Annotated in this window: 11 protein-coding genes; 3 read left to right on the top strand and 8 right to left on the bottom strand. The window is 41.0% G+C overall.

Annotated elements, in window-relative coordinates:
• Nucleotide 1 precedes the first annotated feature (1 nt).
• The 7 genes from DBR11_RS18005 to DBR11_RS17975 all read right to left on the bottom strand — a co-directional run bounded on the left by DBR11_RS18005 (nucleotide 2) and on the right by DBR11_RS17975 (nucleotide 13,262).
• A complete protein-coding gene (locus DBR11_RS18005) occupies nucleotides 2-1,519 on the bottom strand; it encodes a RagB/SusD family nutrient uptake outer membrane protein (RefSeq protein WP_108554030.1) in 1,518 nt (505 codons plus the stop codon).
• A 14-nt stretch (nucleotides 1,520-1,533) separates the two neighbouring features.
• Nucleotides 1,534-5,016 (bottom strand): TonB-dependent receptor, encoded by a 3,483-nt coding sequence (locus DBR11_RS18000; protein WP_108554029.1) that lies wholly within the window; start codon nucleotides 5,014-5,016, stop codon nucleotides 1,534-1,536.
• A gap of 233 nt (nucleotides 5,017-5,249) precedes the next feature.
• A complete protein-coding gene (locus tag DBR11_RS17995) occupies nucleotides 5,250-6,362 on the bottom strand; it encodes a FecR family protein (protein WP_108554028.1) in 1,113 nt (370 codons plus the stop codon).
• Between the two features lie 64 nt (nucleotides 6,363-6,426).
• Nucleotides 6,427-6,993 carry an RNA polymerase sigma factor gene (locus DBR11_RS17990; protein ID WP_108554027.1) on the bottom strand — a complete coding sequence of 189 codons (567 nt, stop codon included), beginning with the start codon at nucleotides 6,991-6,993 and terminating at the stop codon, nucleotides 6,427-6,429.
• A gap of 204 nt (nucleotides 6,994-7,197) precedes the next feature.
• On the bottom strand, nucleotides 7,198-8,286 hold the full coding sequence (locus tag DBR11_RS17985; RefSeq protein WP_108554026.1) for a phosphoglyceromutase: 1,089 nt from the start codon (nucleotides 8,284-8,286) through the stop codon (nucleotides 7,198-7,200).
• Nucleotides 8,287-8,394: 108 nt separating this feature from the next.
• Complete coding sequence (locus tag DBR11_RS17980; RefSeq protein WP_108554025.1) at nucleotides 8,395-10,773, bottom strand: PQQ-binding-like beta-propeller repeat protein; 2,379 nt, start codon at nucleotides 10,771-10,773, stop codon at nucleotides 8,395-8,397.
• A gap of 146 nt (nucleotides 10,774-10,919) precedes the next feature.
• Nucleotides 10,920-13,262: an outer membrane beta-barrel family protein gene (locus DBR11_RS17975; RefSeq protein WP_108554024.1), complete on the bottom strand. Its 2,343-nt coding sequence runs from the start codon at nucleotides 13,260-13,262 to the stop codon at nucleotides 10,920-10,922.
• A gap of 109 nt (nucleotides 13,263-13,371) precedes the next feature.
• Between DBR11_RS17975 and DBR11_RS17970 the strand changes: the two genes are divergently transcribed.
• From DBR11_RS17970 to DBR11_RS17960, 3 genes are all read left to right on the top strand, one after another.
• Entirely contained in the window at nucleotides 13,372-14,964 is a 1,593-nt protein-coding gene (locus DBR11_RS17970; protein ID WP_108554023.1) for a histidine kinase, read from the top strand.
• Nucleotides 14,961-15,659: a LytTR family DNA-binding domain-containing protein gene (locus DBR11_RS17965; RefSeq protein ID WP_108554022.1), complete on the top strand. Its 699-nt coding sequence runs from the start codon at nucleotides 14,961-14,963 to the stop codon at nucleotides 15,657-15,659. Before DBR11_RS17970 ends, DBR11_RS17965 begins: the two co-directional genes overlap by 4 nt.
• 181 nt (nucleotides 15,660-15,840) lie before the next feature.
• Nucleotides 15,841-16,818, top strand: coding sequence for a hypothetical protein (locus DBR11_RS17960; protein WP_108554021.1), 978 nt, complete (start codon nucleotides 15,841-15,843; stop codon nucleotides 16,816-16,818).
• A 13-nt stretch (nucleotides 16,819-16,831) separates the two neighbouring features.
• Here DBR11_RS17960 and DBR11_RS17955 read toward each other — a convergent pair whose 3' ends face one another.
• Complete coding sequence (locus tag DBR11_RS17955) at nucleotides 16,832-18,715, bottom strand: beta-N-acetylhexosaminidase (RefSeq protein ID WP_108554020.1); 1,884 nt, start codon at nucleotides 18,713-18,715, stop codon at nucleotides 16,832-16,834.
• Between the last annotated feature and the right edge of the window lie 26 nt (nucleotides 18,716-18,741).

Genomic DNA, 18,741 nt, shown 5'->3' with positions numbered 1-18,741 from the left:
TTTAATTGTATCCTGGATTTTGTTTAATCACTCCGTTACTTTGATTAATCACCACTCTTGGGAGCGGGAGTAATACTTTAAAGGCTTCTGCGGTTCCCGAACCATCGTTTGCCGCACGCTGGGTAAACAAGTTCCATCTGATCAGATCGTCCTTTCTCCAACCTTCCGCCCACAACTCAAATAGACGCTCATCCTGAACTTTGGCCAGAAATTGTGCCTTCGACAAGCCAGAAGCCAGGTTCGCCAATCCGGCCCTGTTTCTAACCGCATTGATGTCACTATAGGCCTCATCACTAGGCCCTCCGTTGGCTTCATTAATACTTTCAGCCAGCATAAGTAAAACATCGGCATAACGATATATCGGAAAATCAACACCACTGTTCTGCGCATTCGCTTTAGAAGGATCAGGTGCAAATTTCATAGGTACCGCCCCAATATCACCCGCAGTCCGGGCATCTTTATAGATTACATTTCCATTCGCATCTTTTCCTATAGGATATTTGCGCAACAGCACTTTAAGTCTTTTATCAGTCTGATCAAATTTATCATAAGCTTTCCAGGGCATCTTATAGCCACCCCAAGCGGTCAGGTTGATCCCCGAAGGATCCTTGTAATCTGCAGGCAAAGAATGAGCAAGCCACATATTTGTGTACTGATCTCCACCGGTCGGCGTACAAACAATAGCCAAAATGATCTCCTTTGAGGCCCCCCCTTTATTGGCAATGCTGAAATTATCTTCATAATTGTCTTGAAGAGCATATCCCTCGGTTTTAATCTTCATTCCAGCCTCTACCGCTTTTGCCCAGTTCTTTTCATGCATATACAACTTCATCAGACCCGTTAACGCCGCTGCCTTGGAAAAACGTCCATAATCACCACCGGTAAATTGGTCAGGTAATACAGCAATCGCATCCAGATAATCTTTTTCTATCTGCGCCACCGTAACTGAACTTTCCGGCCTTGGTACAGCCGGAGTATTTGGATCTGCAGCAATTTTAGCATCGGTCACTATATTTACCGGTCCATAGTTGAAGTAGAGCAACTGAGCATAATGTGCACGCAAAGCCTTTAATTCACCAACATAACGCTTCTTTAAATTATCATCCATGGTAATGCCTTGTATTTGGTCAAGACTAATCGCAATTCTGGAAATGTAAGGCATGTAATTTTTATAATTGTGAGTAACCCAGTCAAAGTCTGGATTATAATTCAGACTATTCAGTTTTACCCAGTCACCTCCCCAGGCACAAACACCTTCATCAGTAGTCATCATTGCTTGTGTTCTCCAGGCATAAGTACCGGCTGTCCACCCACCCTGCCAGTCTACACCTCCTGCAAGTCCTGTATAGGCAGCATTAGTTGCAGCCCCGGCACCTTCAGGCGTTTTAATTACGGAATTCAGGTCTCCATAACTAACATAATCTAAATTTTTCTTACAAGAGCCTAAAAAAAGTACAGATCCTGTTAAACAGATTGATAATAATGATTTAGACAATTTTGTATATATATGATTTTTCATGACGATATTTTTTATTAAAATGAAGCATTGACACCAAACACATAACTTTTTACCATCGGATAAAAATTCGATGTATCCAGTTCCGGATCAAGTCCAGGGTAATTGGTAATCGTAAAAGGATTCTGCACATCAAATGATACCCTTACTTTTGAAAAAATATGTTGTCTCCGCATCAGTTTTTCTGGTAAGGAATAACCAAGTGTAATATTTCTGCAGCGTAAGAAAGTTGCATTGACTAGCCAGTAATCTGATCCATCCTGGTAACCACCATAATTGGCATCATACAATGAAGTTGGAAAATTGCCTCCAGTATTCTGAAAACTCCATCTGCTCGCAGAAATAGGCATTGCATTAAAACCATAAGCATTGGTTGTTCTCTCATTTGCCCTTCCATCCAGGTAAGGCGACCATTTTTTCTGTTTAAGTCCCGACATGAAAATATTCAGGTCAAAATTTTTATAACTAAATTTGTTGCCTATTCCAAAATTAAACTGAGGATCCTTGTTTCCGATATACATTTGGTCTGCCGCAGTAATCTTTCCATCAGGGCCAGTAAGATTACCCACCGCATCATAACCATGGATATCTTTAAGAATCACGCCCCCCGGAAGCATTCCCGGCATCTGACTAGGTGCAGTTCCATACTGACCTGTAAACAGACCCGCAGACTGGTAACCAACAAAAGGATTAAATAAAGCACCACTACCAGAAGGAACCTCATATTTTTCCAGTACCGACAAGGCCTGAGGAGATCTTTGTACCCAATAATTCAGGTAGTGAGAAAAAGTCAGGTTTGTAGACCAGGCGAAACCATCTCCTGATTCAGGAACGATATTCTTGGTTTGTAAGGATATATCATAACCTCTGGACCTGGTTTTGCCTGCATTGGTATATACGCCGTCAATAATAAACCCAGTTGGGTATTTCACATAAGCAATCAGGTCACGAATGGTCTTGCTGTAATAATCAAATGATCCTGTAACCCTGTCATTAAATAACCCATAATCCAATCCAATATTAATTTCAGCAGCAGTTTCCCAGGTCAAGTCGGGATTTGCAGCCCTGGTCAAAGAAACACCTGAATTTATGCTCCCAGATCCAAAATAAGGACTTAAATTTGTTCCGTACTGCGCAAAAGCGGCCCCAGTAAAGGAACTATTTCCTGTTTCACCATAACCTGCACGCAATTTCAGGAAAGAGACTTGCTTAACGGACTTTAAAAAAGTTTCATCAGACAATACCCATCCTGCAGATACAGAAGGGAAATATCCCCATTTCTTATTCTCTGCAAAAAGAGAAGCGCCATCTCTACGTATAGATGCCTGTAATGTGATGTTACCATTGTAGGTATAAATAGCCCTTGCAAAATAAGATGCCCAGGTAGATTGTCCTTTACCAGACCCTACAGTAGGTTTATCTGCTTGCCCAGCGTTCAGGTCATAGTACAAAGTCGCATCAGAAAGAAAATTTTGGTTCGCTGCACTAAGGTTTTCAGAATCTGTTCGTTGATAGGTATAACCCGCCACTGCATTCAGGCTATGTTTGTCTGATATACTTTTGTTATAAGAAAGCGTATACTCAAATAACTTAGACTGCGAATCAGATTCTGTAATACTTGCTGCTCCATTCGTCTGGAAACCATATAAAAAAGTTCTCGGAAAATAAGTCGACCTTTTCGAATTAGACTGATCTAAGCTAAAACTTCCTTTAGCTTTTAATCCTTCGACAATAGTCCACTCACCATACGCACTGGTTAATAAACGCGTTGATTTCGTTTTGTCTGTAACAGTTCCATAAGATAAAGGATTAGGAATATTCGGATAATAAGGGCTTAAAGGGTAACTTCCGTCCGCCCCTCTCAAAGGCACAGAAGGTGCCCAATAGATGGCAGCCGTAACAATTCCACCATTCTCATTTGCTCCGCCGGTTACGGTATTGTCGGCATCTGAATTGGAAGCAATGATATTTGCACCAACCTTAATCTGATCAGAAACCACCTGATCTATATTTAAACGGCCATTATACCTTTTATAATCGGTACCAATGATCACACCTTTCTGGTCAAAATAATTTCCAGATGCGAAATACGATGTCTTACTATTACCACCAGAAAGAGACAGATTGTGCTGTTGCGTATAGCCTGTTCTTACAATGGCATCCATAGCAGACGGGTTGTTATTGGATGCTCCATCCATCTGCGATTGTGAAAAAACAGGGGTATATGGCGCTACAGTACCAGCCTGAACAGTTCCATAATAAGGAGCAATTTTATTATCTCTGTACCAGATCTCCTGCTTAATTAAATTGCGCTGCCTCATGTAATCCTGTTCGCCAAAAACCGGGTACATTTTATCTACGCTCTGTATGCCATAAGATCCAGTATATTCAATCTTTGCTTTACCATCGGCACCTCTTTTGGTAGTAATTAAAACCACACCAGCCCCTGCCCTGGCGCCATAAATAGAGGCCGCACTCGCATCCTTCAAAAATTGTATAGATTCAATATCATTTGGATTGATAAAATTTAAAGGTGATTTGTCTACCCCACCAGCTGCATAATGATTTGTGCCAATACTCCCGCCAATATTGGGCTGTTCTGCTGCGTCATTAACAGGAACACCATCCACAACATATAAAACACCAGCATTGGCAAAAGACGGATTACTCCTGATTTTCACAGTAACCCCCGCACCCGGTTGACCTGTAGGCTGTACCACTTCAACCCCGGCAGCCTTTCCCTGCAAAGTTTGCTGGAAACTGGAAGCCACACTGGTATTCAGATCCTTACCTTTAACCTGTACTACAGCACCGGTCAGATTTCTCTGCTTTACAGCACCATAGCCAATTACAACAACCTCTCCCAGGGCATTGTTAACCTGTTTCAATGTAATGTTCAACGAGCTCTCATCCGTGTAGGTAATTTCTTTGGTTTCAAATCCCACATAACTGATCAGCAATACATCTCCTTTGACCAGTGCAAGCTGAAACTTTCCATTGGTATCTGTTACCGTACCTTTTGAACTGTTCTTCACCTTAACACTTGCCCCAGGTACAGGAGCACCGCTTTCATCAACAATACGTCCTAAGACATCTTTTGTTGTAAATACGGCAACAATCCGGTCCAGGAAAGATTTCTCTCTTACCTTAATCACCACCACTCTGTCCTTAAGCTCATAGCTCAGGGGTTGCTCGGCAAAAAGCGCATCCAGCGTTTCCTGCATAGAAGCATTTTTCAGCTCTACATTAACAGGTTTAGCACCTTTCAAATTGTCTTTTACATAGAAAAAATCATAGCCGCTCCGCTCACGGATCTTCTCTATGACCTTTTTAAGGGAAGCATTCTTTTCAGAAAGTGTTATTTTCTGTGCACGTCCGGCGGCACTCACCTGCAGGAGGGCCGCAAATAATAAAAATGTGGTGATTCGCATAACGAACATGATTTTCGACAGCATGCCCTGTCCAGGCCCTGCCATCTTGTGAAAAGCATTTAAATTCATACTTTTGTTCTGTTTGGGTTATTACTAGATTCTGTTAGTTATTATCAGGATGAAAATCCCGGTAAGGGTGACCCGAACATTTAGCGTGGAAGTGGTACGAACACTTTCACGTTTTGTTTTTTAGGCCCCCTCTCTTTTTGGTTATGAATACCGTCGTAGTAGTTCTTTCTTCATGTTCATTGGATTTAAAGGTTTAATTATTTGGTTAAATATTTTATTAACAGTTCTTTAATCTAGGTTTTACTCACGTAAATCTTTTTGCCCTCTATTCTAAATTTCACCAGGCCGGTGCTTTGCATAATTTCAAGAACTTTTGATACACTCTGGAAACGGGACATGGTTCCTTCCATAGCATCCAATGGTATGCTTCCTTCATACACCACCTCTACATTGTACCAGCGGGCAACCTTACGCATAATCTCGTATACATTCTCGTCATTGAACTCAAAATAGCCCTTCTTCCAGGCTATAGCTTCATCCAGATTTACTTTTGCTATTTTAATAGCACCAGCTTTATCCATGGCAGATTGTTCTCCCGGTTTCAGGATGCTGCCCGAATTGACTTTTACAGATCCTTCCAGCAGGGTCGTTTTAATAATAGGTTCATCGGTATAAGTGTTGACGTTAAAATGTGTACCCAGTACCTCAACATTCTGCCGGTCTGAATGGACAATAAAAGGTTTATGTTTGTCTTTGGAAACCTCGAAATAGGCCTCACCCTTAAGCTCGACATTTCTTTGCGAAAGACCTGCAAAGCTCAGTGGAAATTTCAAAGTAGTTGCCGCATTCAGCCATACTTTTGTCCCATCAGGCAATTCTATCTGGTATTGTTCTCCATTAGCGGTCGAAAGCGTATTGTAAGCCGTATGACCAGCGCCTTTTGCATTTTTTACATGATAAACTACTTCTCCATTTGCCGTTTTAGTGATACTTACACCAGATTGATTGGCCAGTTCTCCTGTAGAGGCATCCTGTAATATGATTTTTTTTCCGTTCGATAACGTCAAAGTAGCGGTGTGTTTACCTGGAGCGATATCATTAGCATAAACAATCTCCATTTTTTTTGCAGGCTTTTGCAAATAATAAGATAAGCCTGCACCAACAATGAATACTATAGCCGCCGCCGCTGCTATACGCGGCCATAATTTAACACGTCCTTTAGACGCAATGCCCAAACGCGACTGCAGTTTCTCATTTGCTTTTTTAAAATCCGGCGCAACCAGATCGTCATCATTTGCCAGTAAAGACGCATTAAGGTACCAACTTTCCACGATAGCCTTTTCTTCCGGGCTACAATTTCCATTTGAGTACTTTTCCAGTAAACTTTTAGCCTCTTTGCTTTCCATAAATCCGATTGTCTTATAATCCTGTTTATGTGTAAGACGAACAACCGGAACGAAAGTGGTAGATTTAAAAAAAGAAAATATACAATCCGCCCAATTTTATTTTCAGAATCTTTATAGCATTGGAAATCTGCTTTTTAACCGTACCCTCCGAAATTTCGGTCACATCTGCAATCTGTTTGTAAGAAAGGTTTTCTTTTCTGCTCAGTTCGAATATCTGTCGCATTTTTTTTGGCAGCTGAGAAATTTCACTTTCAATACGATGGGCCAGTTCATGCTCCCGGACAGTATTGTCGGTAATAAATTCCCCTTTGTCTATAAAGCTTTGCAAAGAGGTCAGATAATTTGTTTTAAGTTTATTCCTATTCACCAGATCAATGACTTTATTACGGGATGCCGCATATAAATAGGAGGATAAAGAACCAGTAAAAGAAAGCTCTGCGCATTTAGACCATAGAGAGGCAAATATCTCCTGAACAATATCTGTCGCTTCATCATCATCTCTAAGCATCCTTCTGGCATGACGGAACATTAAAGCCCAATATCTATGGTAGATTTCTGTATACGCAACATGGTCTTCAGACTTCAACAAGTCAGTCAATTCGTTATCGGTCAGACCACTATACTTTCTCATAATATTAGATTCCGCTTCCGCCTGGAGAAAATTATTATTGAAGCTACCTCAAGTTTATATTTCTGGTCAAGTATAATTCAAATAATCCTAATGTGAAAATAAATAAAACAAATTGTCTTGTTTGTATAATGAACCTAATATATCAAAAGGCCTGTTGCTGCATAAGAATGCAACTACAGACCTTCTACTTAACTCCCTTATCTCTTATCTAACAACCCCCTCAATAGCCTCACCAATTGGGTTTACAGAAGTAAAATCAAATCCCAGCAACTCCCCAATAGTTTTAGCATACTGGTTTTGATAAATCTGTGAACTGGTCTTTACTTCACCAAGAGCTTTGATATTAGGTCCCATAACCATCAACCAGGTATCGTTAGAATGCGGCGTTCCAGAACCATGACTGGTCCATTGCTTACCTTCACCCCTTCCATGATCCGGCATGACCATTAACACCGTATTGTTTTTATAAAAAGAATCATTCTGCAAATAAGCCCAAAGACTCCCGATCATCGCATCAATACCGTGAATATCATCAAGATAAAAATCATATTTACCCTCATGGGCATGATCATCGGTATCCGCCAGGTCAAGATAAACCGCCTTTGGATGTTTAGCCATAATATACGATTTAGCAATGGCATAGGTATTGGCATCCAAACGCTCACCATCACCCCAGATTTTAGGCGCGTAATGCTGAATCTCATTGGCCATCCTTTGACTTTCGGTAAGCCCTTCCCCTTTAACGTCTTCAAAAGGATTATTAACCATTAGGCCATTTCTGTTCCGGTTGATGATCCTGGCCACAGCATCCCATGACGCAAAAGCAACCACTTTTCCTTTATAACCTTTTTGCTGATCAATAAACTCCAGGATATTCTTATTTGGATTATCCGGATAATTATTTGAATTTACCTTTGGATCAGGATAACCAGTTAAGTTTTCACTGCGGCCAGGATACGAAAACCAATAGGTATTTTTAACATTAACATTATTGCCCAGCTCCCTGTTTCCATACAGCTGCCCGCCCTTAGACAAATTACCCCAAACAAAAGGCATCAATTTGGCTCGTCTTTCCAATTGATTTTCTGACCAGTATTTTTTAAAAATATCCGACGAGTCCTGAGAAATATATTTCTTATTAGTCATTAACTGTTTTTCCGCCCCCTGAAATATTTCTTTCCAGCGAAGCCCATCAATAGATACAATAATAACATTCATCTGCTTTTTGCCTTTTTGAGCAAAAGCCATCTGTACCATCACCAGTACCAGGAGAAAAGAAACAATTTTTTTCATTAGTATATAATTTGATTTTTAAAAGTTATGAAGCTATCATGAGCCTATTCATTGCTGTGCTTGAGTGTTTGCTTATGATGGTTTCCTCATCATAATATTATATGTTTATTATTTCAAAGCAACAGCAAATACATTTCCAGCAAAATCTGCTACAAACGCAGTATCATTCGATACCGAAACATCAGCAAAAACAGGCGAACCTAGATTCATCTTCTGCAAAATACCTCCGGTTTTCTCATTTAAAACATAAAAGAAACCATCAGAAGCACCAAAAAGTAATTTATCTTTGTACTTCAGCACCGAACCCTCAACCGTTGCAGATTCCGGCCCGGTATATGGGGCAGAATAAACCAGCGCATTGCCAGCCGGCCTGTTCCACACCTCTTTTAAAGTCTTCAGATCATAAGCAACCACACCATTTTTGGCAGTAGCCATAATGATATGCTCATCCGTCACAAGCGGGCTTGCCATAACTTTAAATTCATAAGGTGCCTCAATCTTTTGCAGCGTTTTACCACTTAAAGGGTCAATTACAAATATGGCATTGATCCCCGTCACATAAATATTGCCGTTTACATACTTCGCCGTACTGCTTCTAAAACGCAAGCCATCATCGCTTCTTTTCCACAACAGCTTTCCCGTATTTTTATCATGCCCAAATAAACTTTGCCAGTTACTTCCCGTCACAAGAACATCACCCGCAAGCGTCATCTTTGCAGGAGTTCCTTCTCCCCCGCTCCAGTCTTTATTGGTCCAAAGCATCTTACCTGTCTTCACCTCCAATGCCTGAAAATAAGGACCAAAGCCAGTATAATAAATACCCTTCTCTGCAACACCACCAGATATATAGCCTGGAAGATTCTTCATACCCAGGTTCCTCTTCCAAACCACCTGTCCAGACGAAGCCTTAAGCGCATAAGTAAAACCTTCCATATCCGTACATAAAATCAAACCACTATCATAAGAAAGCTCATGTTTTACAGAATTTTGTGTTTTGTAATGCCATAAAACAGCACCAGTTAATGGATTTATGGCCGTAACGCCACAATTCATATTATTGCCATCATCAATGGTGGCCAAAAATAATTTCCCTTCGGCAGATAAAGGTGCCGCTTTCCATATATTCCCCTTTATATTGCGCACCCATTTTAAAGACGAACCAGCTGCTTGATTACCAATCGTAAAAGTTTGTTTTTGGATATGCACCTCCCCATCTGCAAAAGACACCTCGGTCTGAACAGTCAAGGGTTTCCCTTTCGCCAATGAAACTGCCGGTATCCTGCCTTCCCAATTCCAGTCTGTATTTGCAGTCAGACTGGCTTCAGCTACCTTATAGCCCCTCACATCATAAATTATACTTTTAACACTTTTTACCGTAGTCTCACTATCGTAAACACTGGCATTTACCATCAAAGCGCCATTTTCAATTTTCACCATATCAGATCCTGATGGCGTGTTGACCACAAGATGTTTATGCAAATAGGTATAATGCGGCTGAACTTCTTTCACTCCATTTTTATCAATTTCGATAGAAAGAAATTGCCCTGCAGAATTGTCTATTCCACCTTTATCAGGCGGTGCGGTAGAAATATACTTGATTCCTGTTTTTTCACTCTGTCTTACAAAATTATTGTGCCAGTGGCCATATACCCACGCTTTTAAATTATTTTCATTCAAATTAATGGAGTCATTTTTACCTTTTAAAATGAATTGATCGCCATAAGTAAGCAAATCGTGGTTAAAAATAATGACAGGTTTTCCCTTATCAACAGCAGCAAGATCATTGCGCATCCAACTAATCAACTCATCAACAGTATAGGAAGGCTGAAAATCGCCAGACCGCATTGGCGTTACAATAAAATGTGCCGGACCAGCATCAAAAGAATAATATACAGGTCCAAACAGACGCTCAAACAGTTCCTCACCATAGGCCCCCTTAACCAAATCATGATTACCTATGCAATAAAAGATCTGTTTCCCAAGTGCCTCAGAGGTAACCTGGCTTGCGTGAAAATTCAGCCCTTTTTCATAGCATATATCACCAGTATGCACAATAAAACTTATGCCCTGCTTCTTGGCATAATTCTTTACATTAACAATCCAGTCGTTATACTTATCAGTTTCCGTATCAGTTATTTGCAGCATTTTAACCGACGAACCAGTACTTGTCGCATCCTCCAGCAAACCAAAATTGTAGGCCACGTCGGTTCCATTTATTTTGATATAATGCTTATCAGAAAGCATATACCCCGCTGGAACTGTAATAAATATAAAACGGTTCTTTGAATGTCCCGGCAAATTGAAACCTCCATCGTTATCCGTTCGGAGTACGTGTTGCCCATCAGATACGGCAACACCCGGAAGCCCCTTTTCCCCCGCATCAAGAAGCTTATTCTTGTTTTGATCAAGGAAGACCTTGCCCTTGTACTGTGCCTTACCAATCCCCCAAAAGGCCAGGCAAAAAAATAAAATTAATAATCGTTTCATGTGTGTGTTTACTGTGGTTATTCAACAATTCAATTACACAGTAATACTAAACAAAAGTTTAGTATATATTACAATAAAAAAATATGTTTTCATGATCAAGCCTCAGAACCTGTAAAGTTCAGCGAGAAATTACCATTGATTCGGAATCAATTTCGATTACCAGTTTTAGCTTCACGTACTATCGCATTCCCTTTGAATTTATAAGCTACACTTAAGCGGTAACGGGCACCATTAAATCGGTTCATAGTAGACAAAACATAATCTGGTCCAACAATAGTACTGTGATAACGACGCGAATCAAACACATTGGTAACATCTGCTACCAAAGAGAGTTTGTCGGAAAACAGAATTTTACTGATACCAAAATCTGCCCATTGCATCGTACGAGTATGGCTCTGGGCTGTGTTTAACGATCCATTGAAATAATAACGCCCCTGAACACTCATAAATTTTCCCAATTTCCATTGTGCATTGAGCCGCCCTGAAGAAGACCCGCCAGAAAAACCAAAGTCAAAATCCTTATAAACACCTGATTGCCGAAAATGATATACATTGAGGTCGGCATTGAACTGCAGTACATTTAAAGGAGCAAACATTACATTCAGTTCGAAACCTTGACGGACTTCTCTAGCTATATTAACAGGAAGCGTAATAAACATTTCCTCTGCATTACGGAAAGTATAATCCGTTATCGATGCATCCGAAACCTGAGCATACAGAGAGGGATTAATGGTTAGCGTATTGCTCCGATAAAGAAACCCTAACTCATAAACATCCGAATAAGAAGGATTTAGATTTGGATTACCAGTATTTTGTGCATTCAAGTCCGTCAATTCCATATAGGGTGATAGCTGATAAAGCGAGGGGCGGTTGATCCTGCGGCTATAATGTGCTTGCAAAATTGAAGTGGAGTTAAGATTATAGTCCAAATGAAGTGTTGGGAACAGACGCGTATAATTCTTTCGGTTGGTGTATATTTCATCGCGGCCAGATACATTGACACCTGTAATTTCCATACGCAGTCCGCCAAGATAACTGAGCTTAGCCAGTTTACCCCCCAATTGTGCGTAGCCACCCTGTATACGCTCACTATATTCCAACCCGTTATTGAGTCCTTTGTAGACACCATAAACATCGCCCGTCTGTTTTTCTGCAAAAAAATCATACCTAACATGCCTGTTCTCAGTTTTAATACCCAGCTCCAGCAAGTTTTCCTTTCCTATTGGTTGCGCCCAATCTGACTGTAACAGCAAGTCGCGGCTGGCATTACCGGCATTTGTCCGCAGGTTTGGATAATCGGCTGCCTTGGGATAAATTTTCCGGGTAGCAAGCAGCCAGTCCTTGTTGCTGTCCCACCAATCGTACTGCATATCAACCGTCCATTTCTTTTTTGATTGGGAAAACAACTGTGTATAATTATATTCCAGCTGGTGGTAGTTCCGCTGCTCCCATGATTCGCCGTTCCGGCGCAAAATACTATCCGTTGTCTCATTGCGGTAATCATAATTCAGTTCAGTTTTATCATGATCATGCGTCCCGTTCCAAAGATAAGCAGCCGTCATGGTTCGCTTGTCACTGATAAAATAATCCGCCCCCAGATAAAGCAATTTTCCATCATCATGGCGGTTTTCGTTCTGCCGCATCTGCATGCTATTGTCTCCAGTCAGTTGGTCTGTAGTATAGATCCCTTTATAATCAGATTTACGCATCCCCAGGGTAGAAAAGAAACTTAACTTGTCTGATTTATAGTTCAGACTGGGATTGATGCGGGTATCGTTAGGTACACCACCCACAACTTTTAATTGCCCGTTAAAACCCGATTTTTTATTTTTCTTCAAAACGATATTAATAATACCCGCACTACCCGACGCATCATAACGTGCTGAAGGGCTTGTAATCACTTCAATACGTTCAACCTGATCAGCTTGCAATTGTTCCAGCGCATTTCCCTGTGTTAAACCAGACCTCCGGCCGTTAACCAATACGGTGACCCCCGTATGACCACGTAAACTTACTTCACCCTGCGGGCTGACAGCCACAGATGGAATACCGTTCAACGCATCGCTGACCGAACCATTCTGCGAAAGCACATCCTTTCCAACCTCAAATACCTTTTTATCAGATTGCAGGTGCAAGGCAGCTTGCCGGCCAGATACAGTTACTTCACTCAACAGACGCGCATCCGGAATAAGCGACAGGATACCCAATTCATTTTGGCCATCATTAACCTTTATAGATCGGACCAGTACCTGATAACCTATAAAGCCGCAATTGAGCGTAAAACTCCCGGCTTTCGAGAGTTTCAGGACAAATTTGCCCTCTTCATCTGTCATGGTGCTGGAAATAATCTGTCCTGCCGGATCAAGGAGGCTAACTGTAGCGTATGCTACCGCATGGTGGGTGTTGTGATCAGCTAAAGCTCCGCTCAGGGTCTGGGCCTTGGTAGTGATCATACAGAATAGAAAAAAAAGGGTCAGTATGGTTTTCATACTGCAAGACTATTAAGTACCATCAAAACTCACCAAAAAAAACATGCAAACAGCACCATGAGCTTTTCGATTGCACTATAAAGCAGAGCAACATTTTCTATCTTTAGACATGCAAAAATGGTGGATCATTTTACTGCTCGTTACCCTCACATCCTGTCAACGTGATATCCGGTACGAGGCTTCAGACGCTGTTATCAGCAGGCCGGACACAACTTTGACTGCCCGCGTGGAGATCATCCTGCTGGAAAAAAAAATCAACACACCTTTAGGTTTACAGGTACATAGCTTTGGTGCATTCGTTGTATATTGGGACGGGGTCAGGATCGGACAGAATGGCATCCCCTCTGCTCCAGGGCAACCAGAAGTGCCCGGCACCGAAACAAGTTATTACCAAATTCCCGACAAACTTTCCAAACCCGGCAAACATGATGTCCTAATCAAAGGTACCCAAAAACACCTGATAGAAAGTGAACGAAACGTGACGGCAAAACCAGAAAGTTATCTCAAGATGCTTCGCCAGCCGCTCATAGAACTGTCCCTGGTCAATCTAATGGCGGGAGCCTTTCTCATCGCAGCAATCTATTACACTTTTTTATACTACAACAGCAAACACAAACAACAAACCACATTGTTATTTGCAGTGATCTGCTTTTTATTCTTCGCCCTTCTGGCTATGGAATACCTCAAATATTATATCGATATTCCCTATACACAGTACTATACCCGCTTAATTATAGTAGGCTGGTTAACCTTTGCCATCGCTGTTCTGATCCCTTTGTATTTTACCATCCACTTTAATTTTCCGCACAAACTACTGTTCATCGGTGCTTTAACGCTCTCTTTGCTGTTAATTTATACAACTGAATATGAACACTATGACCTCACTGCCCGTTTATATAGCCTAACATTGTGGATCGCCTCGGTATTCATATTATTATATGCCATAATTAAAAAACAACGGGGCAGCATACTGGTGCTTGCGGGTTTTTCAGCCTCCATGGTCATCAACCAATACATGTTTTACGACTTTGGTCTATACATTGCATTTACACTTATTCTGCTTTGCATTCTCTATCTGCAAACCCAGGGTGCCAAACAACTGGAAGAAGCTCACCAGACCTCACTGCTGCTATCTTCCCGTTTACAACTGGAATTAATAAAAAAGAACATACAGCCACATTTTTTACGCAACACGCTGACCTCTCTGATCGATTGGGTGGAGGAGTCTCCCGCACAGGGCGTCCTTTTTATCCAGGAATTGTCGCATGAATTTGATGTTATGAATGAAATTGCCGAAGACGTTCTTATTCCCATCAATAAAGAAATCGCGCTGTGCAGGCACCACCTGTCGGTCATGCAGTTTCGCAAGGAAATCACTTATGTATGGGAAAATACAGGCATACAAGAGGAGGAACTGATCCCGCCAGCAATCATTCATACACTCCTAGAAAACGGCATTACACATAGTATCCCACTAGAGGATGGTAGTATAAAATTTCTGCTTTCATTTTCCAGAACTAACCAATACAAGCAATATATTTTTGAAGTCTTTGCCGAAAACCGGATAACAAGTAAGCATTGTGGTGGTAATGGTTTTCGCTACATTGAAGCCCGTTTAAAAGAAAGTTATGGAAATCAATGGAATTTTAGTTCAGAATCTTTTACAAAAGGTTGGAAAAGCATTATCCGTATTAACTTATGAAGATATTAATCATTGAGGATGAGGCGCGAATCGCCAAACGGTTAGCCAGGATGACAAAGGCTTACTTTGAGCAACAACTTACGCTAAACGTATGCGATACGCTGGCCAAAGGCCTGACTTACATTGAACAATCTCCGATTGATATTTTGCTGCTCGACCTTAACCTCAATGGCGAAAACGGATTTGAAATCATGGAAGCAATGGTTGCCAAGCCTTTCCATACCATAATTGTTTCAGCCTATACCGATAAAGCAATCACAGCATTTGCCTACGGCGTACTGGACTTTGTACCTAAGCCTTTCGACGAGTCCCGATTGTTCCAGGCCTTCGGACGCCTGAATAACCAGAGCAATCTCCCAGACAATCCACTCAAATATTTAGCAGTAAAAAAAGGTGGCATAATCAAAATGATAGAGGCCATAAAGGTGAATTACATTAAAGGCGCAGGTATATACAGCGAATTGCACTTGCAAAACGGAACGCAGGAATTACATGATAAAAGCTTGGACGCACTTGAACTGCTGCTGCCAGCCACTGACTTTATCCGCATCCATCGCTCGTATATTGTTCACCTTCAACAAGCAGAAAAACTGCTCATAGAAGCTGGTGGAAGATATTCTGTTCAACTCAGAAATGGCGAGCAATTGCCAGTTGGCAGGTCCAGATATAAAGAAATACGCAATAAGATGATTTGACCCAATCCAGAAAATCTATTTTCAACTATTAAATGAGTAGAACGTAATGTTAGCGGAATTACTTTAATATGTTTTTTTTCAAAAGAAAACGGATATAAAATAATATCGGTAAACTGCTACCTTAGTAAAAAGTGAAATAGGTTTGTTCGCAGCGATGACGAATTCCTTAAAAACTAGACTAATGACCTCGAAAATGCATAAAAAAGATCTCCTCTCTATATCACAAGATATTCTGATAGCGGCTGATTTCCATGAGAAATTAGCACCATCCATCTTAAAATACCATGATCTTTTGTGTCAGACAACCGCTATTGATCCGTCTGGTGTGAGTGATCGTGAGCATATTCAAACAAGCAAAGGAAACGCTATAGGGCCATTTTGGGCATCAAATTGCGTGAAGGAAATATTTAGGACACAACGATTTGTAAAAGCTCTTGATCAAGCCATTAGAGACCTACATCATCAGGGTCTACAAACAGTTCATGTACTTTATGCCGGGACGGGGCCTTTTGCCGCACTCGCGCTACCTATAATGCTAAACTTTGAGCCCTCTCAAGTGCAATTTACTCTTTTAGAGATTAACCAGAACAGTTACGATAAACTACTAACCTTGTTAGAACAGTTAGAGCTTATGCCGTATGTGAGACGAATGGAATTGGTAGATGCTACAACCTATCAAATAAAGGATAAAGACATAGCCATTATATTGAGTGAAACGATGAATCTGGCACTTTTTAAAGAGCCGTATGTCAGTATTATGCTAAACCTTGGGCCTCAGTTGGGCGAGGAGGTTATTTATATTCCCCAAAAGGTTAAGGTTTCGGTATGCAAACGAGAATCAGCTAATTCGCTAAAGCAAATAAAAAGGCTTCTACAGTTTGATAAGCAGTACATCAGGGATAAAGTAAAAGCTTCTGATCATGGGGAATTTGAAAAAACAGGAGTAGAAGTAGATTTGAAAACAAATGAAGAACTGTCTTATCTTACAGAGATCACCATTTATAAAGAATTTAAATTAGGGCTGAATGATAGTTCGCTGACGTTGTTAAAATCCATCAATACTTTTAAAAAAACAGGAAAACTACGGTTGGATTTTCAATATCAGGTGAATGAAAATCCGGGTTTTGTGGTTAATATGACGGAGATCAATACGAAATAGGTAGTATGAGAGATCACCTGGTCCGTTTTTCCAATTCTCCACACGGAGCAATCAATAGTTTTCCAACAGCAGCATTTCCTTTAAATGATTGTGCTCTTATTTGGTAAATGCCTTTGGGGATAACGATCGGTGTTCCATTATAACGCGCACTTGATGAATCAGGATTGGTATTGTCCAGAGTATAGTAAATATCCAGGCCATCAACATCCGTACTAAGAGAAACCAGTAATTGTTTTTCCTGATCAAGTTTGGTCGTAGCAAGCACATCAAATGCCGCCCTGGAATAATTGATTTGCGCAGCATCCAGAATCTTAAACTGGGGTGCTAACTTTGTCTGAAAATCAGCCCAGTTTTGTTTTCCCGATGGCGACCAAAAAACCTCAGATAAGGCCAGAGATCGCGGCCATGTCATATACTCGGCGTGTCGCCCGGTAGGCACAGACTCTGACCATAAATTTCCTTGTCCTCCCAAAACATAGCTACTGTCTATCCCGGCAGGAACAGGGTTCCATTGATATGCTGTTTTTAAACGCAACATATCATAGGTGTTAGGTTCCAATAATGGATCACCCTGGTAAAGATCCAGGTAGGTATTGCTACTCGGTGTAAAAATAACCTGATGTCCTTGTTTCGCTGCTTCTATCCCCCCTTGCATACCCTGCCAGCTCATCACTGTTGCCTCAGGAGCCAGGCCACCTTCCAGAATTTCATTCCATCCTATTATTTTTTTCTTCTTCTTTTTCAGGATTTTTTCTACCCTTTTGATAAAATAACTCTGCAGTTCGTGTTCCGTCTTTATCCCCTGTTGTTTCATAAAATCCTGTACTACGGCCGATTGTTGCCAGAAGTTTTTGGTACACTCATCGCCGCCGATGTGGACATAATCTCCCGGAAACAAAGCCACAACCTCGGTAAATACTTTATCCAGAAAGGCATACACCCGCTCGTCTGCCGGATTTAAAGTATTGTCATCAATATTATAGAACTTACTTCCTGGGTTTACAGCATAATTGTATCCGGTTGCAGACAAATACGGATAGGCCGCTATCGCTGCCAGCGAATGGCCAGGAACATCAATTTCCGGTACAATCGTGATATGTCTTTCAGCAGCATAGGCAATAACTTCTTTGATATCCTGTTGCGTATAATACCCACCATAAGAGGCCTTTTCATCTTTCTGAGGTGGAGTATAGGACCACCACTGTCCTGTCCTTGGCACTCTCCAGGCACCCACTTCAGTTAAGCGGTGAAACGATTTTATTTCTATGCGCCATCCCTGGTCATCCGTTAAATGCCAGTGAAAAACATTGAATTTATAGCGCGCCATATCATCAATATATTTTTTCACAAAGTCTTTTGAGAAAAAATGCCGGCTTACATCCAGCATCAGTCCACGCCATTTCAAACGGGGATAATCAATAATTTCAACAACAGGCAAGTTACCACACTGCTCCTTACTTTCAGCCGAAAGCTGAAGCAGTTGCCGTATCGTTTGTAAACCATAAAATAAACCAGCCGCTTTACGTGCCTGCAGTTTTACATCATGTTCCGTAATAGATAGCTCGTAGCCTTCATCATTACCAGGATTGTTCAATGACGGATTCAACAACAACCTGATAGAGCATCCTGCTTCAGTTGTTTTGTTCTTTACAGGCAGACTAAAGCCCGTTAGCACACTGAACCATTCATTAGCATGGCTACCCAGCATAGCAAGCTCAGCATTACCCGACGGAATGATTAAAGAAGTCTGATTATCAATTACAAATCTACCTTTACCTTGAACCAACGATACCGGTTCTGGAATAATCGCTGGTTTCTCTTGTGCTTTGCTGACAGCACAAATAAATATCAAAGCAAACAAATAGATGGAGGTCTTAACAACCAATGATTTCTTCATATCTTAATTTTATTTTGATAATAACA

Source organism: Pedobacter sp. HMWF019 (genome assembly GCF_003061025.1).
In the GTDB taxonomy this organism is placed as follows: domain Bacteria; phylum Bacteroidota; class Bacteroidia; order Sphingobacteriales; family Sphingobacteriaceae; genus Pedobacter.
This window is presented reverse-complemented; position numbering and strand designations above follow the sequence as displayed.